Annotated in this window: 22 protein-coding genes; 11 read left to right on the top strand and 11 right to left on the bottom strand. The window is 71.3% G+C overall.

Annotation, left to right across the window (positions count from 1 at the left end; genetic code table 11):
* Window positions 1-506: 506 nt before the first annotated feature.
* Entirely contained in the window at window positions 507-1,451 is a 945-nt protein-coding gene (locus ACW62_RS04470; protein ID WP_053202874.1) for an EVE domain-containing protein, read from the bottom strand.
* 895 nt (window positions 1,452-2,346) lie between these two features.
* Here ACW62_RS04470 and ACW62_RS04465 point away from each other — a divergent pair.
* From ACW62_RS04465 to ACW62_RS04430, 8 genes are all read left to right on the top strand, one after another.
* Window positions 2,347-2,730 carry a helix-turn-helix domain-containing protein gene (locus ACW62_RS04465; protein WP_083459196.1) on the top strand — a complete coding sequence of 128 codons (384 nt, stop codon included), beginning with the start codon at window positions 2,347-2,349 and terminating at the stop codon, window positions 2,728-2,730.
* Window positions 2,727-3,338 carry a PIN domain-containing protein gene (locus ACW62_RS04460; protein ID WP_053202872.1) on the top strand — a complete coding sequence of 204 codons (612 nt, stop codon included), beginning with the start codon at window positions 2,727-2,729 and terminating at the stop codon, window positions 3,336-3,338. Before ACW62_RS04465 ends, ACW62_RS04460 begins: the two co-directional genes overlap by 4 nt.
* Window positions 3,339-3,694: 356 nt before the next feature.
* Window positions 3,695-4,681 (top strand): SDR family oxidoreductase, encoded by a 987-nt coding sequence (locus tag ACW62_RS04455; RefSeq protein WP_053202871.1) that lies wholly within the window; start codon window positions 3,695-3,697, stop codon window positions 4,679-4,681.
* Window positions 4,682-4,762: 81 nt separating this feature from the next.
* Window positions 4,763-5,515: a hypothetical protein gene (locus tag ACW62_RS35065; RefSeq protein ID WP_053202870.1), complete on the top strand. Its 753-nt coding sequence runs from the start codon at window positions 4,763-4,765 to the stop codon at window positions 5,513-5,515.
* Window positions 5,512-7,047 carry a protein kinase domain-containing protein gene (locus ACW62_RS04445; protein WP_053202869.1) on the top strand — a complete coding sequence of 512 codons (1,536 nt, stop codon included), beginning with the start codon at window positions 5,512-5,514 and terminating at the stop codon, window positions 7,045-7,047. Before ACW62_RS35065 ends, ACW62_RS04445 begins: the two co-directional genes overlap by 4 nt.
* A gap of 100 nt (window positions 7,048-7,147) precedes the next feature.
* On the top strand, window positions 7,148-7,594 hold the full coding sequence (locus ACW62_RS04440) for a hypothetical protein (protein ID WP_053202868.1): 447 nt from the start codon (window positions 7,148-7,150) through the stop codon (window positions 7,592-7,594).
* A 116-nt stretch (window positions 7,595-7,710) separates the two neighbouring features.
* Entirely contained in the window at window positions 7,711-8,361 is a 651-nt protein-coding gene (locus ACW62_RS04435) for a HEAT repeat domain-containing protein (protein ID WP_053203123.1), read from the top strand.
* On the top strand, window positions 8,348-9,352 hold the full coding sequence (locus ACW62_RS04430; RefSeq protein ID WP_053202867.1) for a HEAT repeat domain-containing protein: 1,005 nt from the start codon (window positions 8,348-8,350) through the stop codon (window positions 9,350-9,352). Before ACW62_RS04435 ends, ACW62_RS04430 begins: the two co-directional genes overlap by 14 nt.
* 11 nt (window positions 9,353-9,363) lie before the next feature.
* Here ACW62_RS04430 and ACW62_RS04425 read toward each other — a convergent pair whose 3' ends face one another.
* A complete protein-coding gene (locus tag ACW62_RS04425; protein WP_053202866.1) occupies window positions 9,364-10,080 on the bottom strand; it encodes a DJ-1/PfpI family protein in 717 nt (238 codons plus the stop codon).
* 394 nt (window positions 10,081-10,474) lie between these two features.
* On the opposite strand from ACW62_RS04425, the gene ACW62_RS04420 reads away from it, so the two are divergent.
* Window positions 10,475-12,613, top strand: a complete 2,139-nt coding sequence (locus ACW62_RS04420) for a DEAD/DEAH box helicase (protein ID WP_053202865.1) — start codon at window positions 10,475-10,477, stop codon at window positions 12,611-12,613.
* 276 nt (window positions 12,614-12,889) lie between these two features.
* On the opposite strand, the gene ACW62_RS04415 is transcribed toward ACW62_RS04420, so the two are convergent.
* Window positions 12,890-13,540: a PIG-L family deacetylase gene (locus tag ACW62_RS04415; RefSeq protein WP_083459193.1), complete on the bottom strand. Its 651-nt coding sequence runs from the start codon at window positions 13,538-13,540 to the stop codon at window positions 12,890-12,892.
* A gap of 142 nt (window positions 13,541-13,682) precedes the next feature.
* Between ACW62_RS04415 and ACW62_RS04410 the strand changes: the two genes are divergently transcribed.
* Window positions 13,683-14,534, top strand: a complete 852-nt coding sequence (locus ACW62_RS04410; RefSeq protein WP_053202863.1) for an SMP-30/gluconolactonase/LRE family protein — start codon at window positions 13,683-13,685, stop codon at window positions 14,532-14,534.
* Between the two features lie 29 nt (window positions 14,535-14,563).
* On the opposite strand, the gene ACW62_RS04405 is transcribed toward ACW62_RS04410, so the two are convergent.
* The 8 genes from ACW62_RS04405 to ACW62_RS04365 all read right to left on the bottom strand — a co-directional run bounded on the left by ACW62_RS04405 (window position 14,564) and on the right by ACW62_RS04365 (window position 23,858).
* Complete coding sequence (locus ACW62_RS04405) at window positions 14,564-15,406, bottom strand: SDR family NAD(P)-dependent oxidoreductase (RefSeq protein WP_053202862.1); 843 nt, start codon at window positions 15,404-15,406, stop codon at window positions 14,564-14,566.
* 52 nt (window positions 15,407-15,458) lie between these two features.
* Window positions 15,459-17,282 carry an ABC transporter ATP-binding protein gene (locus ACW62_RS04400; RefSeq protein WP_053202861.1) on the bottom strand — a complete coding sequence of 608 codons (1,824 nt, stop codon included), beginning with the start codon at window positions 17,280-17,282 and terminating at the stop codon, window positions 15,459-15,461.
* On the bottom strand, window positions 17,282-19,060 hold the full coding sequence (locus ACW62_RS04395; protein ID WP_083459191.1) for an ABC transporter ATP-binding protein: 1,779 nt from the start codon (window positions 19,058-19,060) through the stop codon (window positions 17,282-17,284). Before ACW62_RS04395 ends, ACW62_RS04400 begins: the two co-directional genes overlap by 1 nt.
* Before the next feature lie 59 nt (window positions 19,061-19,119).
* A complete protein-coding gene (locus ACW62_RS04390) occupies window positions 19,120-20,598 on the bottom strand; it encodes a glutamate-cysteine ligase family protein (protein ID WP_053202860.1) in 1,479 nt (492 codons plus the stop codon).
* Between the two features lie 29 nt (window positions 20,599-20,627).
* Window positions 20,628-21,047: a hypothetical protein gene (locus tag ACW62_RS04385; RefSeq protein WP_053202859.1), complete on the bottom strand. Its 420-nt coding sequence runs from the start codon at window positions 21,045-21,047 to the stop codon at window positions 20,628-20,630.
* 221 nt (window positions 21,048-21,268) lie between these two features.
* Entirely contained in the window at window positions 21,269-21,688 is a 420-nt protein-coding gene (locus ACW62_RS04375) for a VOC family protein (protein WP_053202857.1), read from the bottom strand.
* 155 nt (window positions 21,689-21,843) lie between these two features.
* Window positions 21,844-23,397, bottom strand: coding sequence for a DHA2 family efflux MFS transporter permease subunit (locus ACW62_RS04370; RefSeq protein ID WP_053202856.1), 1,554 nt, complete (start codon window positions 23,395-23,397; stop codon window positions 21,844-21,846).
* Window positions 23,394-23,858, bottom strand: a complete 465-nt coding sequence (locus ACW62_RS04365; protein ID WP_053202855.1) for a MarR family winged helix-turn-helix transcriptional regulator — start codon at window positions 23,856-23,858, stop codon at window positions 23,394-23,396. The genes ACW62_RS04370 and ACW62_RS04365 overlap by 4 nt, the downstream gene beginning before the upstream one ends.
* Window positions 23,859-24,082: 224 nt before the next feature.
* Here ACW62_RS04365 and clsA point away from each other — a divergent pair, with 224 nt between their 5' ends.
* On the top strand, window positions 24,083-24,685 hold the full coding sequence (gene clsA, locus ACW62_RS04360) for a cardiolipin synthase ClsA (protein WP_205629130.1): 603 nt from the start codon (window positions 24,083-24,085) through the stop codon (window positions 24,683-24,685).
* Window positions 24,686-24,696: the final 11 nt, after the last annotated feature.

Here is a 24,696-nt window from a genome sequence, read left to right as displayed (position 1 = left end):
ACCAGGCCCGCCGCGCTCGAGCGACCCACAGTCCCGCCGGGAGTATCCGAGTCGGAGGGTGGTCAGGTATCGGCGCAGGGCGCCGCGCGGCGGGCGCGGGCACTCATGCCGGGCCCACGAACGTGCCGCCGTTCCTGTAGATCAGCTTGACGTCCTGAGCCCGGAGCAGCTCGACCACGCTTTCCGCCGGTCTGCCGGGGAGCAGCACCGCGATGGCGGCAGTGCTCTTGATGTAATGCCGACAATCGAGTACTGACCTATCGCCATGCGGACATCCGAACGTCTGGTCGACGATTTGGCTTCGATGATCAGGTTCGTCTCCGGGTCGAAAGCGTCGCAGACGAGCTTTTCGTCGGTAGGAAGCAGGGCGGTCAGGCTCCGCAGCTCGTGACCGACATGGCGCTCGCACTGCTTCACCAGCCCGGCTTCCGGATAGGTGATGGCGCGGGTCCCTGGGGGTGTGCTCGTCTCGGTTGCGGACGGCACACTGCCGAGTGGACGGGACGTTATGACGATGTCGGAACGCTGCGGCGATTCTGCGGGCGCGACGACGCCGATGTGGCTCTCCAGGAGTGCCCACTCTCCGGGAGTGAGCGGGATCGGGTTGCCGTACCCGGCATCCTGACAATGAGGGAGTCGGTGAACTCGGGGAACTCAACCAGAGAGGTCTTCGTCAGGGGCCTGTCGAACAGGTAGTGGTCGAACCGCAGATCGACGACATGACTTTCCCTGGGCGGTGATTGCCAGTGGTCGCCGAACTCCGTGGTGACGTAGGCATCCGACATGAGGGTCCCGGTGGCGTAGACGCCGGCACCTGCCCCAGAGATCCAGAATGCGAAACGATCGCCCGGCCGGAGGTCTTTGAGGTGCTTCGTGACGGTCCAACGATCCAGCGGTTCCGTGCTGCTTTCCCGCCAGCTCCACACGTCCCAGATTTTGGGGTTGCACTGCAGCAGCCAGTGTCGCTGCGAGGCATTGTGAGGTGGGCCGGGCAGATGTGATGTGGCCAGATCGGCGGCGAGCCGTTGGGCGTCCTCGGGACCGTAGCCCGGCATCGCGAGACGCAACATGATGCGCTTCCGGTTGTTGCCCTCCTTCTTGGCCCCGGTGGGCAGGCCGATCCGGCCCTGTGCCGCAGTGATTTCCAGCCGTAGCCGCTCGATGTCGTTGATGCCGGACAACGCCACCGGAGCCGTGATGAGCCTGCGTTCGCCCTCGGGCAGCTCTATCAGCCGCGACGAAGCTACTAGAGCCTCCTCGAGGATTGCTCGCCGACTCCGGAGCCGGCTCAGCAGAAGACGCAGTGCGTCGACGTACTCGTGATTGCGCGGTTGGGCTGTCCGCGCGCTCTTCCCGCCGGCGCTCTCTAGGACAAGGCACAGCTGCTGGCGATCCGCGGTGACGGTGAACGCAGCGTTCAACTCGACCCCATCGTCATTCTCGACGAACACCTCGTCATGCTGACACGTACCTCTGACACATCCATCCGAGCCCGACGGCACGGTTCTGTGCGCGGCGAACACGAAGGACTTCCCGGAGGAGGTGGCGGGCCGCTCGGGTTAGAGGTGATGACGCCAGATGCGTTGTTGAGCGTTCCGGTCGCCGAGTACCCGGCTCAGATGCTTGCCGTGCACGTGACCTCCGTTGCTCGGCTGCGCGGTGCCACGGACGTATCGACCATCGCCGCGCTGCAGCGTGCTGGTGCTCCGATTGCGGTCGCCAGGATGGTGCCTCTGCTGGAGTCGCCGGCGTTGCTCTCGATTGAGACGGCGCCACCTCGTGCTCCATTGCTTACCCATCGCAAACAAGCCGTATCGACCCTCGGAGACCCGATACAATCGGAGAGTGAGAACCGACCGGTTCCGGCTATGAGCAGGGATCCGCAAGCTTACGAGATGACCGTAAAGCCGCTTTGACCAGCGGTTTTATCCAGGGGTCGCAGGTTCAAATCCTGTCAGCCCGACATTGTGATTTCTCAGAACATCCCGGACGGCCGGACCTACGACTTCGTAGGTCCGGTTTTCTGTTTCTTGGGTTGTGGGCCGGGTGGTCGGCCTGTGCGCTGGTAGATGCGGGTGGGGTCGAGGGTGAGCTCGCGGAGGATCTCGCCGGTGACGGTCGTAGGTGTCACCGTCATCCGAGCCGGCCACGACTCGAGCGGAAGCGAAGCAGGAGCCCCGGACACTTGCGCTGCGCAGGGGGGCGCCGGCCGGATCGTCGACGGTTCGGTTGTCCCGGTGCTCCTCGCTGAGATCCCACGCATGGCAAGCGCGATCCCTGCGTCGCGTGGCCCGAAGAGCGTATGGTTGTTGCAGATAGATCAGTTGGAGCAGATGGGGCGGCGGGATGACGGAAATGCTCGCTCGTGATGTCGAGGCTGTGCACCGCGCCCTGGACGCCGGCGGCGACGAGGTGCAGGTGTCGCTCTCGCGTGAGACGGCTGAGCTGCTCGCGCGTGTGGTGGACGCGCGTGCTCGTGGCCAGCAGGTTCTCCTCACTCGTGGACACGCTGAGGTCACACCGAGCGAGGCCGCCGAGCTGCTGGGGATGTCGCGGCCACAGGTCCGCAAGCTGATGGACCAGGGCGTGCTCGAATTCCGCAAGGTCGGCGCCCATCACCGCATCCGAGTCTCCTCGATCCGGGCGTTCCTCGACACCGAGCGTCCACGGCGTCGGGAAGTTCTGGAGGACCTTGCCGGATTGCAGGACGAACTGGGCCTCACCGAGTGACCGACGATCTCGAGCTGCCCGGCGTGGTCCGGGTCGTGCTGGTCGACGCCAACGTTCTGTACTCGCGAGTGCTGCGTGACTATCTGCTCTATTCGGCTGATGAGGAGATCATCGCCATCGCGTGGAGTCGGGAGATTCTCAGCGAGGTCACCGAACATCTGGTCGCGAACGTCGCTGGGTTCACCGTGGAGTCTGGTGCGCGCCTGGCGACCGCGATGAACCGCGCGTTCCCGTATGCCGAGGTCGACCCGGCGCCCGAGGATCACGAGCGGCTGTCGGGGTTGGTGCTGCCTGACGAGGACGACCGCCATGTGATGGTCGCTGCCATCGCCGCGGAGGCCACGATCCTGTGCACGGCGAACACGAAGGACTTCCCGGAGGACGTGGCGGAGCGGCTCGGGGTCGAGGTGATGACACCCGATGCGTTGTTGAGCGTTCTGATCGCCGAGTACCCGGTCCAGCTGCTTGCCGTGCACGCGACTTCCGTTGCTCGGTTGCGCGGTGCCACGGACGCATCGACGATCGCGGCGCTGGAGCGTGCCGGCGCCCCGATTGCGGCCGCCAGGATGGTGCCTCTGCTGGAGTCTGCCGGCATTGCTCTGGATTGAGACGGCGCCACCGCGTGCTCCATCGCCTACCCATCGCAAACAACCCGTACCGACCCTCAGAAGCCCGATACAGTCGGAGAGCTAGAACCAACCGGCTCCCTGCCATGAGCAGGGGATCCGCGAGCTTACGAGATGACCGTAAAACCGCTCTGACCAGCGGTTTCTCGTACCGCATCAGCTTCCTTCACGATCGTCGGGTTAGGGGTCTCCGTCCCCTTCACCGACTGAAAGGACGCCGCCGCGCCCGACGGCATCCGCAGACATGATGCTGATAGTCTCGATCATGGATCCGCAACCCTCCCGGTCTGTCACGGGAAGGCGCAAGATCTCCGTTGGCCACGATGGAGGAGTCTTGCATGGGTGAGATCAGGCGGGTCGAGAGCGGCGCAGCCGCCGGGGCGTTGCGGCTGCTGACAGTCGTAGGCGCGCGGAAAGATGCGGGCAGCAGCCCGACCGCGATCGTCGGACGAAGCCTGGCGCGGCAGTTGCTCGCCGCCGGCGATCGCGTGCGCGTGCTCGCCGAGCCGGACCACACGGGCGGCTGGCCGGACGCGGTCGAGGTCGTCGAGGGGTCGATCACCCGGCCGCTGGAGTGCGCCGAGGCGTTCGACGGGGTCGACGGGGTCTTCCTCGCCGGAGCTGTGCCCGCGACGGTAGGAGACGCGCTGGCGCTGACGCGTGCGGCCGGGGCCGGCCGCCTCGTCGTGTTGTCGTCGCACGGGCCGGAGTACGAGGAGTCGTACCCGCCGGAGACCTGGTTCTGGCTGGCCATCGAGCGGGCCGCGGAGGGCTCCGGCATCGCGTGGACGCACATCCGCCCGTCCGCGGTGATGGGATCCATGTTCGAAGGCACCTATCCGGCCACGGGATCGGACTGGCCGGACACCATCGGGGCCGAACTGGTGGTCCGGGAGGCACTGCTGAGCTCGGGTCACTATCCGTTCATCCACGAAGACGATCTCGCGGCCGTCGCGGTGGCGGCCCTGCGCGACGACGGCTACGCCGGAAGCATCATCGAGGCGGTCGGTCCGCCGATCAGCACGCGTTCGCGGGTCCGGAACATCGCCAAGGCCATTGGCCGCGACATCGCCGAGGTCGAGCTGACGGCTCCGGCCGGCCGGGAGAACTGGCGCCGTCACGGCTGGCCCGACAGCGGCATCGACGTGACGCTGTACGCCCTCGAGGAGTACGGCACACAACTGGCCGAGCTCACCCGATGGACGCTCGACCAACGACCGTCCGTGCAGGAGATCATCGGCCGGCCGCCGCGCACCTACGATGACTGGGCCGCCGAGAACGCCGGCCGATTCCGCCGGGGCTCGGGCTCGTCGAATCCCCGCTGATCAGCCGCCGATGGCGGACGAAATGTCCGTTCCGGAACGCGCATGACGACCCGGGCCCGATATGCCAACATTGACCCCACCATGGATCATGGATCGGACCATCACCCGTTCAGCATTATCGTCGTGCCCGCCGACGGCGACCAGTTGCGGCTGGCGCCCGGGCAGTCGGTGCCGTTCGGCCGCGAGCGGCCACCGGAGCGGCCCGGCGACCCACACGTCACCGTCGCGCACGACGGCGTGTCGCGCCGGGCCGGGCGCATCGCCGCCGAGGGCGCGTTCTGGAAGCTGAGCAACCTCAGCCGCCGGCAGACGTACGTGGTCGAGAACCCCGAGGGCGCCGGCGAGCACGTCAAGGTGGCGCCGGGCCGGCTGGACGCGCCGATCCCGTTCGAGTTCTCCCGGCTGGTGCTGCCCGCCGCCGACGACCTGCTGCGGGTCGTCGACGTGTGGGCGCCACGCCACGACTACCACGACGAGCTGACGCCGGTGTCCGGTCAGGCCACCACGGCGGCGTTTCCGCTCGACCGGAGCAAGCGCTACTTCCTGGTCCTGACGGCGCTGTGCGAGCCGCGGCTACGCGGCGACGCCCTCGCCACGACGCCGACCGTCGACCAGGTCGCGCAGCGGCTGCGCCCGGTGTGGCCGGCCGCGAACCGCACGACGGTCCAATGGAACATCGACTACCTCGCGGTGAAGCTGCGCCTGAAGGCCGGCCCCGACGAGGAGGCCTGCGGCGGGCGCATGCACGGCAAGAAGGACGCCGTCGCCGCGCTCGCGGTGCGCTTCGACCTCGTCGGCGAGGACGACCTCGCCCTGCTGGAAGGCAACGCGTGACCACAGATCCGTTCGCGGTCACGGTGCCGGAGGGCTACCGCGTCGGCGTGTGGGAGGTGCGCCAGCCACTGGCGTCCGGCGCGTTCGGCAGCGTCTACGCCGCCCGGCGGGTCGGCGACGGGCCCGGCGACCTGCCCGCCGAGGCCGCGCTCAAGTTCCTACCCACCGGAACTCGGACCCCACGGCAGCTGCGTCACCTCCAGGACCTCATCCAGCGCGAGATCGACGTGCTGCGCAGGCTGCGCCGGCCGCGGCTGATCCGCATGTACGAGACGCTGACGGTCGACGACGGCGCGCGGCCGGAGCTGGACGGCGCCACGGTGCTCGTCCTCGAACGGGCCCAGACGTCGCTGGACCGCCTGCTGGCGGCGGGCGAACCGCTGGACGGCGGCCCGGCGGTGCTGGCGCAGATCGCCGAGGGCGTGGCCCAGTTGCACCGGGCCGGCTGGGTGCACGGCGACCTGAAGCCGGCGAACGTGCTGGTCATGGCGGACGGGTCGGCCCGGCTGGCCGACTTCAACCTCTCCGCCGAACTCGAGGGCACGCACGCCTACGGGCCGCTGTTCGCTTCCCCCGACTTCGCACCGCCGGAGCTGCTCTGGGCCGGCGTCACCGAGCGCGGTCAGCAGGTGCGGCCCAGCGCCGACGTCTGGTCGTTCGGCGTCCTCGCGCACCTCGTCCTGTCCGGCGGGTACCCGTTCCCCGGCAGCACCTCGGCCGCCCGTCGCGACGCCGCCGTCCGTTACGCTCGCGGCGACGACGAGCTGCGGCTTTCCCCCGCGCTGACCGAGCCGTGGCGGCGGCTGATCGCGGACTGCCTCGCCCCCGGCCACGACGAACGGTCCCGGCACGACGCGGAGTCGGTGCTGCGCCGTGCCGAGGACGCCGCCGGCGCCGAACGATCACCCCGGTTGCCCCGGCTCCGCCCGCCGCGGTGGCGACGCCGGCTGGGGGTGGCCGCGGTGGCGGCCGCGGTGCTCGGCGGCGGCGCCATCGCATGGTCGGTGTTCACCGCCGACGAGCCCGCGTCCGCCGACCCCGCCGAGTACGGGGCGGACGTGCTCAGCACCGACGCCGGCGTCCCGGTCGAGTTCCGCCGGCTCATCGTCGACTCTGCCGGCGAGTGCGACGAGCCCTCGGTCACGCCCGGGCTGATCGCGGCGATGCTCAAGACGGAGAGCGACTTCGACGCCGATCTGTCCGACCCGGCCAACGACGAGTACGGCATCGCCCGGTGGAGCGGGCGCGTGCTCTACTACTGGGTCACCGATGCCGAACGCCCGAACGGCGGCGATCCACAGCCGCCGTTCCCGCCCGAGACGTCGATCCCCGCGCTCGGCCGCTACCTGTGCTTCGTCGCGCCACGCGTGTCCGCCGACCTGCCCGGCGGGCACCAGGTCAACATGGCGCTGGCCCACCGCAGCTCCGACGAGCGGGTCAACGAATGGGCCGGGTCGCCGCCGGAGCACCTGCGGGTCTACGCCGACAGCATCGCGCGCTACCTCGATGTCTACACGCCCGACGCCGGCTGAGCACCCTCGGACGTCAGAGGTACCCGTCGCGCCGCGGCTCGCCGAGAGTGGGGGACGCCGCCGCAGGGGTGGCATCCGGACAACCGAAAGGCACCTGCCCATGCGTACCTCCCGACGTCTGATCAGCGGACTCGTCGGAATCGCCGCGCTCGCCGCCGGCGTCACCACCTCGGCCGGCGCCGCGGGGGCGACCGGCACGGCCGCCGACGAAGCCGCCTCGACGAAGGCCGCGATCACCGCCAGCTGCGTGAAGTCGAACGAGTACATCACCGACCCGTGGGGCTCGACCTACCGGCTGACCTACTGCGACAACGTCTACGGCGCGTCCGTGTTCCACCCGAGGGTCACGAACCAGCGGGTGGGCATCATGTACAGCACCCGCAGCTGGTTCGGCTGCAAGTCGGCCAGGGCCGGCAGCTGGCGCTACTACACCTGGGCCGATGAGGCCATCGGCACCAGCGATCAGAACGGCTGGGGCATGATGCCGGGCAGCCAGATGCGGTCCAGCAACCCGCACCTCATCATCCCGACCTGCGAAGAGGGCTGATCCAGATCGTCTCGTGTGGCGGGCCCGGGCGTGATCCGGGCCCGCCACGCCGCGTGCACCTCCGCTTGACCTTGACACGGTGACAAGCCGTCCACTGGGTGGAGGAGGTGGTCGTGATGACCAAGACGCTGGCGCATCCGCGGGCGTCGGTGCGGTTGCGGGCGGCGCTCGCGATGGGGAGCCGGCCCGACCCGGACGACGTCGGGAGCATCGTCGAGCGGTGCGCGGTCGAGCCGGACTTCTACGTGCGCGACATGCTCACGTGGGCGCTGACCAGGCACCCGGCGAGCGTCACCGTTCCGCTGCTGGTCGAGGAGCTGGGGTCTGACGTCGCGCAGGGGCGGAGCCAGGCACTGCACACGTTGTCCAAGATCGGCGACGGGAGAGCGTGGCGGGCGATCACCCGGTCGCTGCTCTCCGACGCCGACGTGGAGGTGGCGCGGAGCGCCTGGCGGGCGGCCGTCGTGCTGGTGCCGGACGGGGAGCGGGGCGCGCTGGCCGCGGCGCTGGCCACTCAGCTCGGACGGGGCGAGCCGAACCTCCAGTTGAGCCTGAGCCGGGCCCTGATCGCGCTCGGCGACGCGGCGCCGCCGGTGCTGGCCGCCGCGAGGACGAGTCCGGTGCCCGAAGTGCGCGCGCACGCCATCGCCACCGAGCGGCTGTGGCACGATCCGGACACGGGCTTCGACGCGGCGATCGACGACGCGAAGCGGATCGTCGCGCTCGGGCCGGACGGGGAGGAGGCACTGGGGCGTGCTGATCGGTGAGGTGGCCCGCAGGTCCGGCGTCAGCGCGCGCATGCTCCGGCACTACGACGCGCTGGGGCTGGTGCGGCCGACGGGGCGGAGCGTGGGCGGGTACCGGGAGTACTCCGGCGACGACATCCGGCGGATCCTGCACGTCGAGAGCCTGCGGTCGCTGGGCCTGACGCTGCGCGAGGTCGGCCGCGCCCTGGACGACCCGGGATTCGACCCATCCGGCATCGTCGACGAGCTGATTCAGCAGACGGAGGAGCGCATCGGGCGCGAGCGGGATCTGCTCGCGCGACTGCGTCACCTCGACGCCGCCGAGCCGGCCGACTGGGAGGCGGCGCTGGGGGTCGTCGCGCTGTTGCAGGGGCTGGGCTCCGAGAGCGCGCGCGTGCGCCAGCGCGCCGCCCTGTCGTCGGCCGGCGAGGCCGCCGCGCCCGTCGAACTGCTGGTCGAGGCGGCGCTCGCCGAGACCGACCCCAACGTGGCCGGCGCGCTGCGGTGGGCGCTGCGCCGATCGGGCGGCGACGGCCTCGCGGAGCTGGCCGCCGGGCTCACGGCGGACGATGCCGACGTCCGCGGGCGCGCCGTCGCGCTGATCGCGCAGCTACCGGGCGACGAGGCGACGGCCCTGCTCGGCGGCGCCCTCGCCGACCCCGACACCGCCGTGCGCCGGGCCGCGGCGCTGTCGCTCGGGACACGCGGCGTGGCCGACGCGGTCCCGACGCTGATCGCCATGGTGGTCGACGGGGTGAACGACGTCGACGCCGCGGACGCGCTGAGCGCGCTGGCCGAGGACGGCGACCGGGCCGGCCGCATCGCCGCCGGCCTCGTCGCCCACCTCGACGGCGCCACGACGCCGGTGCGGCAGCGCATCGTGCAGGCATTGGCGGACCTCCCCGGCGCGGCGGCGACCCGCGCGCTCGCCGACCTGGCCCGCAGCGACGAGCGATCGATCGCCCTGACCGCGGCCTACGTCCTCCAGCAACGCGCCGGGCGCACCGAGTAGCGCCGCACCCCCTAGCGGCGGTCGGGCGGAGCAACCGGCGGCGGCCCGACCGGCCCCAGATCGAGCGGGCCGAGGTCGTCGAGGGCGCGGTCGAGCGGGCCGAGCTCGGGCGGCGCCGGGTCGTGGCCGCGGACCGCGCCGCCGAGGCGGGACCAGAAGCCGCGGTGCCGGGGCGGCCGGGGGCGCTGCTCGCGGGCGGTGACGGCGCTGGCCGTGATCTGCGCGACGAGGTCGGACCCGCCGTAGGCGCGCGCGACGACGAGTGCGGCCCGGAACACCGTCGGGCCGCCGGAGCAGGTGATGAGGCGGCCGTCGACGACCAGGCGGTCGTGCGAGGCGTGGGCGCCGTAGTGCTCGAGCAGCGGGCCGGCCAGCCAGTGCGTCGCCGCGGTGGCGTCGTCGAGCAGGCCGGCCGCCGCCAGCAGCGCCGACCCGGTCGAGCTCGCGAGCAGCCAGCGCGGCGACACCCGGCGCAGCCAGGCGGCGAGCTCGGGCTGCCGGTCGGTGCCGACACCTCCGGGGACGGCGACGACGTCGGGCGCGTTGACCTCGTCGAGGGTGGCATCGATGGTCTGGACGCCGCCCGGACCGGCGACCTGGCCGAGGGCGGTGCCGACGGTGACGGTGCGGAAACCGGGCAACTGGGACAGCACGAAGCGGAAGATCTCGGCCTCGTCGGCGGAGACACCCTGGTACGCGATGATCGCGGTGGTCGAGCTGGCTTCCATCAGCAGACTCCTCGCCACTGCTCAGTCTAGACGAGCGGGGCCGGGAATAATCGGAGGGCCCTTCCGGCTTCAATCAGGAGAAAATGCGGCAACGCGCACGCGAACCGGGCCCATCGGGCCGGTGAGGCGTTAAACTCGGCTGCAAGCCGCCCCGGCAGGTGGGGAGCCCGCGGAACGGGATCTCCCACATGCGGCAGGGACGCGAGTGACCGGCGTATGCCGGACGCGCTCGTATCGGCGTGGCCTCCGGGTCCGTCGAGCCAAGGGGGGCCGGGTCACACCATGGGACGGTGACCCGGCGTAATCCGGCACCGACGTCCCCGAACCGGGACGAGAGCGTGCGACGTCCCGGTGGCCACGGCTCCACAGCGTGGCAACTCCAGAGGAGGAGCACTTGGCGAGAGACGCCAGGCGCCGCCCCGGCGCCAGCCGGACGGCGAACCGGTCGCGGCGACGCGGCGGCCGGGCACAGGAGAACGAAGGCATGATGTCGGTGCTCGCGCGCGCGGTGCGCGAGGTCGAGGGCAGCGTCCAGCGCGGCTCGATCAAGCCGTCCGTGAGCACGAAGTTCCAGGTCATCGCCCTGCTGGTGCGTGAGGAACGGGCCCAGGTGAAGACCGACGAGTCCCGCAGCGAGGCGTACCGCGCCGAGCAGCTGAAACGGCTCGACGGCATCGCGACGATCCTCGCGAAGGTGGCCGTGCGCGACGCGTCACTGCTGGGACTGCTGGCCGAGGACGCGCCGGTCAGCGACGCGGCCAGGGAGCTGCGGCACGAGATGCTGGTCGCCGCCGGCCGCACACCGGCCGAGGACGAGGTGCCGGTCGCGGCGCCCACCGCCGCCGTCACCGCGCCGAAGCGGCGGGTCGTGCCGCCGTCGGTCGTCTCACGGCAGCTGGCCAACCCGTTCCTCGCCCCCGACTACGACGCCGCCGCGGCCCGTCCGGCGCAGAAGAGCGTGGCTCGGCCCCGGCGGCTGGTGAACTGGGAACTGATCGGGCCGCTGCTCAGCTCGTTCGAGAACGCCACCGACGGCACGACGGCCTCCATGGCGCTGCCCGGCGCGGCCACCGTCCGGCTGCCCGACGGCCTCGAGCTGATGCCGCACCAGGCCCGCCTGGTCGCCGCCGCCGAGGACGGGCACCGGACCTTCCTGCTCGCGGACGAGCCCGGCCTGGGCAAGACGGCGCAGGCGCTGCTGGCCGCCCAGGCCGCGAACGCCTTCCCGCTGCTCGTCGTCGTCCCGAACGTGGTCAAGACCAACTGGGCGCGCGAGGCCAGCCTCTGGACGCCCGGCCACCCGGCGACGGTCATCCACGGCGACGGCCACACCATCGACGGGTTCGCCGACATCATCATCGTCAACTACGAGGTGCTCGATCGCCACGTCGGCTGGCTCGGCGACCTCGGCTTCCGCGGCATGGTCGTCGACGAGGCGCACTTCATCAAGAACAAGAAGTCGCAGCGCTCGCAGCACGTCCGGCAGCTGTCCGAGCAGTTGCGCTCGCGCGCCGTCCGCCCGCTGCTGATGGCGCTCACCGGCACGCCGCTGATCAACGACATCGACGACTTCCGCGCCATCTGGCAGTTCCTCGGCTGGATCGACGAGCGCAAGCCCGGCCCCGAGCTGATGGAGGCGCTGGAGGAGACCGGCCTGACGCCCGTCGACCACGGGTTCGCCTCCGCGGCGCGCGGCTGCGTGATCGACCTCGGCATCGTCCGCCGCCGCAAGGCCGACGTCGCCGCCGACATCCCCGCCCGCCGGGTCGCCGACCTGCCGGTCGAGCTGGACGACGCCGCCGGCCGGTCCATCCGCGCGGCCGAGCGCGAGCTGGCCGACCGCCTCGTCGCCCGCTACCACGCCGCCCTCGAGGCGCGCGGCGACGCCGCCACCGGCATCGACGCCGACCTCGTCCGCCGCGTCGCCGGGGCCGAGCTGGCCGACAAGTCGGCGAAGACCGGCGAGAACGTGTTCAGCATGATCCGCCGCATCGGCCAGGCCAAGGCCGGGCTGGCCGCCGACTACGCGGCCCAGCTGGCCCACAGCGTCGGCAAGGTCGTCTTCTTCGCCAAGCACATCGACGTCATGGACGCGGCCGAGGCGCTCTTCGCCGAGCGCGGCCTGCGCTACTCGTCGATCCGCGGCGAGCAGACGACCCGCAAGCGGCAGCAGAACATCGACGCGTTCGTCAACGACCCCGACGTCGCGGTCGCGGTCTGCTCGCTGACGGCGGCCGGCGTCGGCATCAACCTGCAGGTCGCGTCGAACCTCGTGCTGGCCGAGCTGTCCTGGTCGGCGGCCGAGCAGACCCAGGCCATCGATCGCGTCCACCGCATCGGCCAGGCCGAGCCGGTGACCGCGTGGCGCATCATCGCCGCCCAGACCGTCGACACCCGCATCGCGGAGCTGATCGACGGCAAGGCGGGGCTGGCCGCCCGCGCGCTCGACGGCTCGGACGAGGAGATCTCGTCGGCGGCGGACATCCAGCTGGAGGCGCTGGTCGCGCTGCTCACCGACGCACTGACGGCGTAGGCGCTCAGGGGTGTCTCCCGGGGCCGCAGCCGCACTTCACGCGCGCCGGGTGCACCTCACTCGCGCAAGGACCGCATGACCGCCGATGACGACGCTCATCCGGTGCTGCGGCGGGTGAGGTGCTCCCCCTGCGAGTGACGTAGACGGCTGCGGGAGTCGAGGACACCAAACGGTGCACCGGCAGGAACGACGAACGGCGAACGGCGCACCCGCGCCAGCCGGCATCGGCGGCGGCGTCCCCGCAGCCCGCGTTCACAACGTCACGGGGAACTACGTCTAGGGGTTGCGGGCGAACACCGGGGTGGCGGTGCGCTCGGAGCGCAGCACGACCAGCCGCTCGGTGCGGTCCTGCAGGCGCTGCCAGCGGCGCCGCAGCGGGTCGTCGGCGCGGAGGCCGGTGTGGCAGGCGGTGGCCGCGCGCTGCCGTTCGCGGTCCACGTCGACGACGAGGACCTGGCGGCCGCGGAACTCCTGGCCGGGCCGCAGCGTCCAGGCGTAGAGCGTGCTGCCCTGCTTCGTCGCCGCGCGGTAGGCGGCCCGCATCGCGCGGACGTGGTCGGGGTGGGCGTCGTCGGCGGTGGCGTCGACGGTAAGCATGGCGTCGACGCCGTGGTGGGCCGCCACGATCTCGTCGGCGAGCGTGTCGAGGCTGGTCAGCACCAGCGTCCCGGGCACGTGGTCGAGCAGCACGACGTCGTCGGCGCCGAGGTGGCGGGTGGCGCGGCCGAGGTCGCGGGCTCGGTCCAGCCGCTGCCGGGGCCGTGGATCGTGAGCGCGGCCGTGTGTGAGGCAGACGATGTGGACGGACGTTCCGGCGCCGGCGAACGCGGCGATGACGCCGCCCAGCGCGAACGTCGCGTCATAGGGGTGCGCGCACACCACGACGAGGGTGCGGACGGCCGGCACCGGCCTCACATACGTGCTCATACCTCAGCATCGGGCCCGCCCGATTCAGACCTATAGGGCCGGAAAGACCCTGATCGCGGGACCATCGTCCCAAAGCACCTGGCGGCCGGGCGGCGTCGTCGGGCAAGGTGAGCGGCATCCCGAGACCCCGGAGGAGGGCCGAATGAAGGCCGAGCAGCTGACGGCGGCGGTGTGCGAGCACGGCGAGGGACCGGTGTACTCGCCGCGCTGGGCGGGACCACGCTGGGTCGACATGCTGGCCGGCGACGTGCTCGAGCTGAGCCCGTCCGGCGAGGTCGCCCGCCGCGGCGTCGGCAGCCCGGTCGCCGCGGTCATCCGGCCGCGACGGGGCGCCGGCTGGCTGGTCGCGACGGAGCGGGCGGTCGCCCTAGCCGACGGCGACGCCCTCGATGCCGAGCTGACCGAGGGCCCGGAGCTGTGGACCGACGCCGGCATCCGGTCCAACGAGGGCGGCTGTGCGCCCGACGGCGCGTTCTTCCTGGGCTCGATGGCCTACGACGAGACGTCCGGCGCGGGCACGGTGCACCGTATCGACCCGTCCGGCGTGGTGACCACGGCGGTCGAGCGGGTGACGATCTCCAACGGGCTCGGCTGGTCGCCCGACGGCGCCAGCGCGTACTACGTCGACACCGACGCCGGCCGCATCGACGCCTTCGACTGGTCCGCGGAGGGCGGGCTTACCGGACGGCGTCCGTGGGCGGAGGTGCCGGGCGGCCCCGACGGCCTCACCGTCGACGCCGAGGGCGGGGTCTGGGTCGCGACGTACTGGACGGGGGAGGTGCGCCGTTACGACGCCGGCGGCCGCCTCGACGCCGTCGTCGACCTGCCGGCCCGGCGGGCCACCGCGGTCGCGTTCACCGGCGCCGGCCTCGACGAGCTGGTCGTGACGACGTCGCGGCTCGGCCTCGACGACGCGGGGCCGGGCGACGGCGCGCTGTTCGCGATCCGCGAGCCGGGCGTGCGCGGCCTGCCGCTGTGGGAGTTCGGCGGCTGACGGTCATCCCGGCGGGCACGTACCGGGCGTCAGGCGGTCGCGGCCGGCAGGACGGGCGCCAGCGCGCGGCGGGTGAGCTGGTCGAGCAGCTCCTGCGCGACGGAGTCGAGCGCGATGGGGTTCGGCGTGGCCGGGCGCCGCTCGTCGTAGTAGGTGCCGTTGTCGTCGTCGGCACGGGCGACGGCGAGCAGGTTGCCGGCCGCGTGCTCCGGGGTGTCGCCGCCGATGGAGAACATCGCGTGCAGCAGCGGCGTCGCGATGACGCCGGGGTGCGCGCAGACGACGTCGACGGTCGGCCGCGGCCGGTGCCCGGCGAGCCGGCAGCTCCACGTCACCAGCGCCAGCTTCGACCGCGCGTACGCCGACGCGGGGGAGTAGCCCGGCCCGGCCAGCTCGAGGTCGTCCAGCCGCAGCTCGGCGGAGAAGTGGGTGGCCGACGCGACGTTGACGATGCGCCCGGCGCGTCCCGCCCCGACGGCGTCGAGCAGGAGCGTCGTCAGCGCGACCGGCGCGAGGTAGTTGGTCTGCCAGGTCGCCTCGTGGCCGTCGGCGGTCAGCGTGCGGGTGCGCGGGCCGGGCCGCGCGGCGTTGTTCACCAGCAGGTCGACGCCCTCCGGGCAGGCCGCGCGCACCGCGGACGCCAGCGCCGCGACGTCGCCCAGCACGCCGTAGTCGGCCGGCAGGTACACGACGTCGCCGGCCCGCCCGGCCGCGGCGGACAGCTCGCCGACCAGCCCGGACACCTCGTCCGGCGGCTGTGGTCCGTGCACGACCAGCCGCCGCGGCCGCAGCGCGGCCAGCTGCAGCGCCGTCGCCCGCCCGATGCCCGACGTCGCGCCGGTGAGCACGATGGTCGATCCCGTCAGCCGCATGCGCCCTCCGCTCTGGTGACGTCACAGTAGGGCACGGGCCGCCCGGCGCTCGTCAGATGACCTCGGCCCCGACGAAGCCGGTGCCCGGCCGGTAGTCGGGGGACTGATGCCGGAAGTAGGTGTTGTAGACGTCGCAGTAGGCGCCGCCGGCCCGCAGCAGGGAGTCGTGGGTGCCCTCCTCGACGATGCCGCCGTCGCGCATGACGATGATGCGGTCGGCGTGCTCGATGGTGGACAGCCGGTGCGCGATGACGATGGACGTGCGCCCGGCCAGCGCGACGTCGAGGCCCTCGGAGATGTGCGCCTCGGTGAGCGGGTCGACGCTGGCGGTGGCTTCGTCGAGGATGACGATGGCGGGGTCCTGCAGCAGCAGCCGGGCCAGCGCCACCAGCTGCCGCTGCCCCATCGACAGCGCCGAGCCGTGCTCGCCCACCTCGGTGCCGAGGCCGTCGGGGAGCGCGTCGAGCCAGTCGCCGCCGGCCACCGTGGCGGCCGCCGCGCGCACGTCGTCGTCGGAGGCGTCCGGACGCGGGTAGCGGATGTTGTCGGCCACGGTGCCGGAGAACAGGAACGGCGACTGCGGCACCACGCCCAGCTGCTGGCGGTACGACGTCAGCTCGACGGCGCGGATGTCGGTGCCGTCGATCAGGATCTGCCCGCCCTGGAACTCGTAGAACCGCACCAGCAGCCGGCCGATGGTCGACTTGCCGGCGCCGGTGTGCCCGACCAGCGCGATGGTCTCGCCGGCCGCGATGGTGAGGTCGAACCCGTCGAGCACCGGGTGCTCCGGCGCGTACCCGAACCGCACCGAGCGGAACTCGATGCGCCCGGCCAGGCGCCCCACCGGCCGGGGGTCGCGCTGCACCACCAGCGGCTCGGCGTCGATCAGCGCGAACACCCGCTCGGACGCCGACAGCCCCTGCTGGAACTGCGACCAGAACGACGCGATGGACGTCAGCGGCATCCAGAACAGCGCGACGCTCTGCAGGAACAGGTACCAGTCGCCGGCCGAGATGCTGCCGTCGAGCACCCGCCCGCCGCCGACCTGCACCAGCATGACGTTGGCCAGCCCGGCCACCGCGAACAGCACCGGGAAGATCGCACCGAACACGAAGCCCTGCTTGAGCGTGACCTTGTAGTTCTGCCCGTTGATCGGCTGGAACTCGCCGTAGATGGTCTGCTCCTGGCGGAAGTTCTTCGCCACGGAGATGCCGCCCATGGTCTCTTGCAGCGTCGCGTTGACCTTGGCGAGCGAGCGCTGCTGATGCCGTGTCGTCTCGCGGGCGATGCGCCGGAACCCGAGCGCCATCGCGACGACGACCGGCACGACGGCCATGACCAGCAGCGCCAGCCCGACGTTGCGGGTGAACAGCAGCGCGGTGAGGAGCCCGACCAGCAGCACCTGGCTGATGAGGTTCAGCGTCAGCGTGACGACGGTGGCGAAGTCTTCGGTGTCGGACGTGACCCGGCTGACCACCTTGCCCGACGAGTGCTCGTCGTAGAAGGACATGTCGCGGTCGAGGACGGCGTCGAAGGCGTCCTCGCGCAGGTCGAGCACGACGTCGCCGACCACCGTGGCGGTGTACCAGCGCTGCACGAAGTTGAACACCCAGCCCAGGACGCCGGTGACCAGCACCGCCGACACCAGCGCGACGACCAGGCCGGTGGTGCGGTCGGTGGTGATGCGGTCGAGGCCCTCGCTGACCGCGATGGGGAACGCGGCCTGCATGAGCGACTGCGCCACGATAGCGGCCGCGATGAGCCCCATGACCCGGGTCTTGGGCCGGAAGTACCGCAGGATGCGGCGCAGCAGCTCGCGGTCACCATACGTGCGGTCGTACGCCTCGGCGTCGAGGCCGTCCATGATGAACGCCATCAGCCGGTCACCTCGTCGTAGTGGGCGAAGATGCGCCGGTAGAGCGCGCAGCGGGCGAGCAGATCGTCGTGCGTGCCCTCGTCGACCAGGCGGCCGCGCTGCAGCAGCAGGACCTTGTCGGCCCACCGGATCTGCGACAGCCGGTGCGTGATGAGCAGCGTGGTGCGGCCCTCGAGGACACGCTGGATGGCCCGCTGGATCTCGTCCTCGGTGGCGCTGTCGATGGCGCTGGTGGAGTCGTCGAGGACCAGGATGGCGGGGTCGGTGAGCAGCGCCCGGGCGATGGCCAGCCGCTGCCGCTGCCCGCCGGAGAGCGTGACGCCGCGTTCGCCGATGACGGTGTCGTAGCCGTCGTCGAGGGCGGTGACGAACTCGTGCGCCTGGGCGTCCTTCGCGGCGCGGACGACGTCGTCGCGGTGGGCCTGCTGGCCGAGGCTGAACGCGATGTTCTCGTGTACCGAGCGGCTGAACAGCACGATGTCCTGCTCGATGGTGGAGATCTGGGAGCGCAGGGAGTCGAGGTTCCACTCGCGGACGTCGAGGCCGTCGACCAGGACCCGGCCGGAGCCGGTGTCGTAGATGCGGTTGACCAGCTTCGTCAGCGTGGTCTTGCCGGAGCCGGTCTCGCCGACGACGGCCACCGTCTGGCCCGGCTCGATGCGGAACGACAACCCGTCGAGCACCGGCTGGTCGCCGTAGCCGAACGTGACGTCCTGGAACTCGACGGCGCCGCGCATGGGCGCGACGTGGCCGGCCTCGTTGTGGTCGAGCTCGGTCTCCTCGCGCATGAGCGCCAGCAGCCGGTTCGCGCTGGCGATGCCGTTCTGCACCAGCGAGAAGGAGAAGATCGAGATGAACGCCGGGAAGCCGAGCAGGCCGAGCAGCCCGATGTAGGTGATCAGCCCGCCGACGCTCAGCTCGCCGGCGTCGAGCAGCCACAGCCCGTGCAGCAGCCCGCCGGCCGTCGCGACCGCCAGCAGCAGGGTGGGCAGGTAGCGCGCCTGGATGAGGCCCTGCTGGACGTAGGCGTCGCGGTAGCGGCGGGCGTTGCGGCCGAACTTGGCCAGCTCCTGCTTCTCCTGGCCGGTCGCCTTGACCACCTCGATGCCGCGGATGGTCTCGTTCAGCCCCGCGTTCAGGGTGCCGTAGTGCTCGCGCAGCGACGCCGACACCGGCGCCAGCCGCCGCATGAACCGCCGGATCGACCACACGAACGCGACCGCGAAGATCAGCGGCGCGACCAGCAGCCGGGGGTCGAGGAACGCGATGAAGATGATCGGCACGATGCCCTGCATGAGGGAGTCGACCAGGAGGTCGACGCCCGGGCTGAACATGGTGCCGAGCTGCCGGACGTCGTTGGCGCCGCGGGCCATGAGGTCGCCGACCCGCTGCCGGTTGTGGAACGTCTGGCTCTTGCCGAGCAGGCTGACGTACAGCTCGTCGCGGGCGTCGCGCTCGATGCGTTTGGCCAGCACCTCGGTGCACAGCCGGGCCACGACGTCGAGCACCGACCGCCCGACGATCACCACCAGCAGCGTGACGGCGATGGCCGTGAGCGCCGCCCTGCGTCCGGCGGCGTCGTCGAGCACCGTGTCGAAGGCGTCGCCGACCAGCCCCGGCACCATGGAGTTGAGCACCACCACGGCGACCGAGCCGACCAGGAAGCCGGCGAGGTGCCACGGGTTGCGCAGCTGGTGCGACACGATCCAGCGCACCGGGCCGCGCCGGTCGAACTCCGGGCGACCGGCGACGGTGAATTCGGTGCGTGTCAGTGTCATCGTCGGAAGTTCTAGCACGCGGCACCGACAAACCTCACCCGGTTAAAGCGGGCGCCGGCTCAGTCGACGGCCCAGGTGTGGACCGGCTCGTTGCTGTGCATGTGCTCGATGTACGAGCGCAGCATGCCACGCAGCGCGTCATGGCGTTCGGCGGAGGTGCCGTCGAAGCGGCGGTGGAACGCGGCGACCTGCCAGTCGGCGCCGTTGCGGTGCTCGGCGCAGCGCCGCTCGACGATGCCGAGCAGCCGCTCCTGCACGGCGGTGTCGACGCCCCAGTCGCGCAGGCCGTCGTAGGCCAGCGGCAGCAGCCGCCGCAGCACCAGCTCGGCGACCGGGACGTGCCCCAGCCCCGGCCAGTACACCTGGGCGTCGAGGCCGCCACGGGCACACGCGTGGAAGTTCTCCTCCGCGGCGCTGAACGACATCTGCGTCCACACCGGACGGTCCTCGGCGGCCAGCCGCCGCACCAGCCCGTAGTAGAACGCGCCGTTGGCCAGCGTGTCGGCGACCGTCGGCCCGGCCGGCAGCACGCGGTTCTCGACCCGCAGGTGCGCGCGGCCGCGGACGACGTCGTACACCGGCCGGTTCCAGCGGTAGATGGTGCCGTTGTGCAGTCGCAGTTCGGCCAGCTCCGGGGTGTCGCCGCGGTCCAGCACGGCGATCGGGTCCTCGTCGGCGACGATCGGCAGCAGGGCGGGGAAGTACCGCACGTTCTCCTCGAACAGGTCGAAGATCGACGTGATCCACCGTTCGCCGAACCACACCCGCGGCCGCACGCCCTGCGCCTTGAGCTCCTCGCTGCGGGTGTCGGTGGCCTGCTCGAACAGCGCGACGCGGGTCTCGGCCCACAGCTGCTTGCCGAGCAGGAACGGCGAGTTCGCGCCGACGGCGATCTGCACGCCCGCGACGGCCTGGGCGGCGTTCCAGACGGCCGGGAACTGCTCCGGGCTGACCTGCAGGTGGAACTGGGTGCTCGTGCAGGCCGCCTCCGGGAGGATGGTGTCGCACGAGACGCGCAGCCGCTCGGCGCCGTCGATGGCGAGGTGCAGGTCCTCGCCCCGGGCGGCCAGGATCTGGTCGTTCAGCAGCTCGTAGCGCGGGCTCCCCGACAGCGCATGCCCGGACAGGTGCTCCAGCCGCAGCGTCGGCAGGATGCCGATCATCGCCAGGTGCGCCCCGACGGCGCCCGCCTTCTGCTCGGCGGCGTTCAGGCTGGCCCGGACGTCCTCCTCGAACGCCCTGACGCCGGTGCCGTCGAGCTCGCGCGGCGCCAGGTTGATCTCCAGGTTCCACTGGCCCAGCTCGGTCTGGAAGGCCGGGTCCGCGATGGCCGCCAGTGCCTCGGCGTTGCGCATGGCCGGGTCGTACCGGTCGTCGACGAGGTTCAGCTCGATCTCCAGCCCGGTCAGCGGCCGGTCGAACTCGAACTGCGCCTCGCGGAGCATGCGCTCGAAGGCGTCGAGGCACCGGCGGACCTTGGCGCGGTACTCCGTGCGGTCCGCCCGGGTGAACTCCTGCCGGCCGACGTCCTCGCCCATGTGACCTCCAGAGGCTCGTCAGCACAGTATTACCCCTGGCGGGACCAGTGTCCGTATTCGGCCGGCCGGCGCAGCATGGCCAGCCACATCAGCGGCAGCATGACGACGTGCTCGGCGACCAGCAGGACGTCCGCGCCGAACAGGCCGAGCCAGTGCAGCGGCGCGAGGACGGCGACCGGCGCGATCATGACGGCGGCCATCTCCAGCGACGCCGGCCAGCCGTGGCCGCGGATCCGCATCCAGACGACCATCGCGACGGACATGTCGGCGGCCATGAGGACGGCGCCGAGACCGGGATCGGCGGGCGACCCCAGCCCGGCGGCCGAGCGCAGCAGCGGGCCGATGATCATGCCGGCGACCATCGCCACCAGCATCTCGAGATAGTGGCGGACGAACGCGCGCCGCCCGTGGCCGTGGTGGGTGTCGTGGGTGCTGGGTGTGAGTGTCATACCAGCAGCGTCGGCCCGATCCGCGCACGGCTGTAGATGCGCGGTGTCACGTCTTGGCCGTGCGGATCGCACGCTCCGGCCGTGCGGTCGGCGAGCCGCACGCCGCCGCTGCGCGCTGCTGCCCGTCGGCGCGCTCGACCAGCTCACCCACGGCGACGACACCCTGGTGACGTTCTCGAACTGGCCCGGCCGCCTGGCCGAGGCCAACCGCGCCGAGCTGGCTACGCCGGCGGAACCGCGGTGATGTTGACCAGCCAGGCGACGCCGAAGCGGTCGGTGCACATGCCGAAGGCGTCGCCCCACGGCGCCGTCTCCAGCGGCACGGTGACGGCGCCGTCGCCAGACAGCTTCTCCCAGTAGTCGCGCAGCGTGGGCTCGTCGTCGCCGCTGAGCGAGATCGAGACGTTGCCGCCGGGGGAGTGCTCCATGCTGTTCGGGGTGTCGGCGGCCATCAGCACCAGGCCGTTCTCGGACTCCAGCTGGCCGTGCATGATCTTGCCGGCCTCGGCCGGGTCGTCGCCGGCGCCGAGGTCGGCGAACGTGCTGAGCCGGAGCTCGCCGCCGAAGACCGACTGGTAGAACTCCATCGCCTGCCGGGCGTTGTCGCGGAACCCGATGTACGGGTTGAGGAGCGTGCTCATGGTCCGACCTCCCCGTCGAGCCGCCGGATCCACGGACGGAACCGGCTCCAGGTCGACCCTAGACCCGCCTTCGGCGCCCCGCCCATGATCATCAACCTTTTGCGTCGTCATAGCAGCACAAAAGGTTGATGATCACGGGCTACTTGCCCCGACGACTAGTGGAGCATGACCGGCGGCGCCTGGTCGACGTCGCCCTCGTCCTCCGCGCGCGGGTCGGTGCGCAGCTCCTGCTTGCTCCGCGGCAGGAAGGACGCCGGGATGAGGCAGAGCACCACGAGCACGACCGCCACCAGGAAGGTGTTGCCGAACGCCTCGGCCAGCGCCGACTGCCCGGCCGACACCGCCTCGGGCGGCAGCTGGTCGACGGTCTGGGTCTGGACGGCCCCGTTGTATGCGGTGGCCGCCGCGTTGTTGAGGATGTGGTTGGTCAGGATGACCGACATGACGGCGGTGCCGATGGAGCCGCCGGTCTGCTGGACGATGTTCATCAGAGTGGACCCGCGGGCCACCTCGTTGTGGGTGAGGCTGGCCAGCGCCGCGCTCATGATCGGCATCATCGTCATGCCCATGCCGAGGCCCATGACGAACAGCGAGCCCAGCAGCAGCCCGTACGGCGTGTCGGCCTCGAGCTGGGTGAACGTCCCCATGCCGATGGCGATGAGCACGATGCCGCCGAGCACCAGCTTGCCGGGACCGATCTTGTCGGTGAGCCGGCCGGCGATCGGCATGGTCACCATGGCGCCGAGGCCCTGGGGCGCCATCAGGAGGCCCGCCATCAGCGTGCTCTCCTGGCGGACGTTCACGAAGTAGCTCGGGAACAGCAGGCCGGCGCCCATGAACGCCACGATGAACAGCGACATCGTCACGACGGCGATGGTGAGGTGCCGGTTGAGGAACAGGTGCAGGTCGATCAGCGGGTTGGACTTGCGCAACGCGTGGAAGACGAACGCCACGACCAGCGCCAGGCCGATGATGGCCGGGACCAGCACCTCGGCGTTGTTGACGGTGCCGTGTTCCGGGATGGACGAGACGCCGTAGAGGAACGCCGCCAGACCGGGGGAGAGCAACGCCATGCCGACGAAGTCGAACGTCTCGGACGGCTGCTCGGTGTCCTTGGGCAGCACCCGGAAGGCGGCGACGAAGGCGACGATGCCGAGCGGCAGGTTGATCAGGAAGATCCAGTGCCACGAGGCGATGTCGATCAGCCAGCCGCCCAGGATCGGGCCGCCGATCGGGCCGAGCAGCATCGGCACGCCCAGGACGGCCATGACGCGGCCGATCCGGTCCGGGCCGGCGGCACGGGTCATGATGGTCATGCCCAGCGGCATCAGCATGCCGCCGCCAAGGCCCTGGATGATGCGGGCGCCGATGAGCGGGCCGATGTCCCAGGCGAAGGCGCACAGCACCGAGCCGAGCGTGAACAGGACGAGCGACGTCAGGTAGAGCCGCTTGGTGCCGAACCGGTCCGCCGCCCAGCCGGTGACGGGGATGACCGCGGCCAGCGCCAGCGTGTACGCCGTCATGGTCCAGGCGACGGTGGCGTAGGTGGCGTCGAACTCGATCTGGAACGTCGGCAGCGCGACGCTGACGACGGTGATGTCGAGAATGGACATGATGGCGCCGAGCACCACCACACCGGCGACCTTCAGGACGCCGCGATCGAGCTTGTCGTCGGACCCGGTGTCGGGGGGTCCGGCCGGTGCACTCATGAGAGTTGTTCCTCCATGCGAGATGGTGCGGATGGTTCGACGATCGGACCGAGCGCGGCCGCGAGCCGGTCGCGGTCCGCCGGGTCCAGGGACCGGGCGAAGGCCCGCACGGCGTTGTGCCGGGTCTCGTCGATCTCGGTCATGATCGCGCGGCCGGCGCCGGACAGCGAGACCAGCCGGACGCGGCGGTCCTGCGGGTCCTCACGCCGTTCGACCAGGCCGTGGGCGACCAAGCGGTCGACGTTGCGGCCCGCCGTGGCCAGGGTGAGGTCGAGCCGGTCGGCCAGCTCGTTGATGGGCAGCGCCTCGGCGTGCCGGCCGAGCATGATGAGGCAGCGGAACTGCGAGATGGAGAGATCCAGCTCGACCATGGACCGCAGGTCGGAGTCGGCCTTGGTGCACGACAGCCGGTGGAGGAACGCCTCCAGGGCGGTGACGAGCTCGAGCTCGGAGGCGGGCACCCGAGAATGCTAACGCACCTGCAACCATTGCGGGTGTGAGAGCGATCACGCTCATGCGTCCCCCGGTCCCCGTCCACACGGGCAAGCATGCTCCCGCCGGACGCCGTCGAGCATCTCATTTTCCGAACCCTCCTTCGGCCCCCACACCCGAGACGTACGACCCCACCGGATTGTGACGCGTACGCTTGGGGCCGCCGGCCATGAGCAACGGGGGAGGACGGGCTGTGAAGGCGCAGGAGACGGCGGTGCAGACCGACCGGGTGTTCACGATTCCGAACATCCTGTCGTTCCTGCGGCTGCTGGGCGTGCCGGTGTTCCTCTGGCTGGTGCTGGCGAAGGAGGCCGACACCCTGGCGATCGTGCTGCTCGCGGTCTCCGGGTTCACCGACTACCTCGACGGCTACCTGGCCCGGCGCTGGAACCAGATCAGCCGGCTCGGCCAGCTGCTCGACCCGCTCGCCGACCGGCTCTACATCCTCACCACCATCATCGCGCTGACGCTGCGCGACATCATCCCGCTGTGGTTCGCGGTGCTGCTGGTCGCCCGCGACGTGTACATGACGGGCATCGTCGCGCTGCTGCGCGCCCGCCGCGGCATCACCGGGCTGCCCGTCCACTTCCTCGGCAAGTCCGCCACGGCCTGCCTGCTGTACGCGTTCCCGCTGCTGCTGTGGGGCGACGGCGACGGCACCATCCCCATGCTGGCCCGGGTGTTCGGCTGGGCGTTCGTCATCTGGGGCGTGGCGCTGTACTGGTGGGCGGCGGTCCTCTACACCGAGCAGACCCGCAAGGTGCTCGCCACCCCGGTCCCCGACCGGAGTTCCTGAGTGGCCGGCAC

It is taken from the genome of Jiangella muralis (genome assembly GCF_001270745.1).
Taxonomy (GTDB): Bacteria; Actinomycetota; Actinomycetes; order Jiangellales; family Jiangellaceae; genus Jiangella; species Jiangella muralis.
This window is presented reverse-complemented; position numbering and strand designations above follow the sequence as displayed.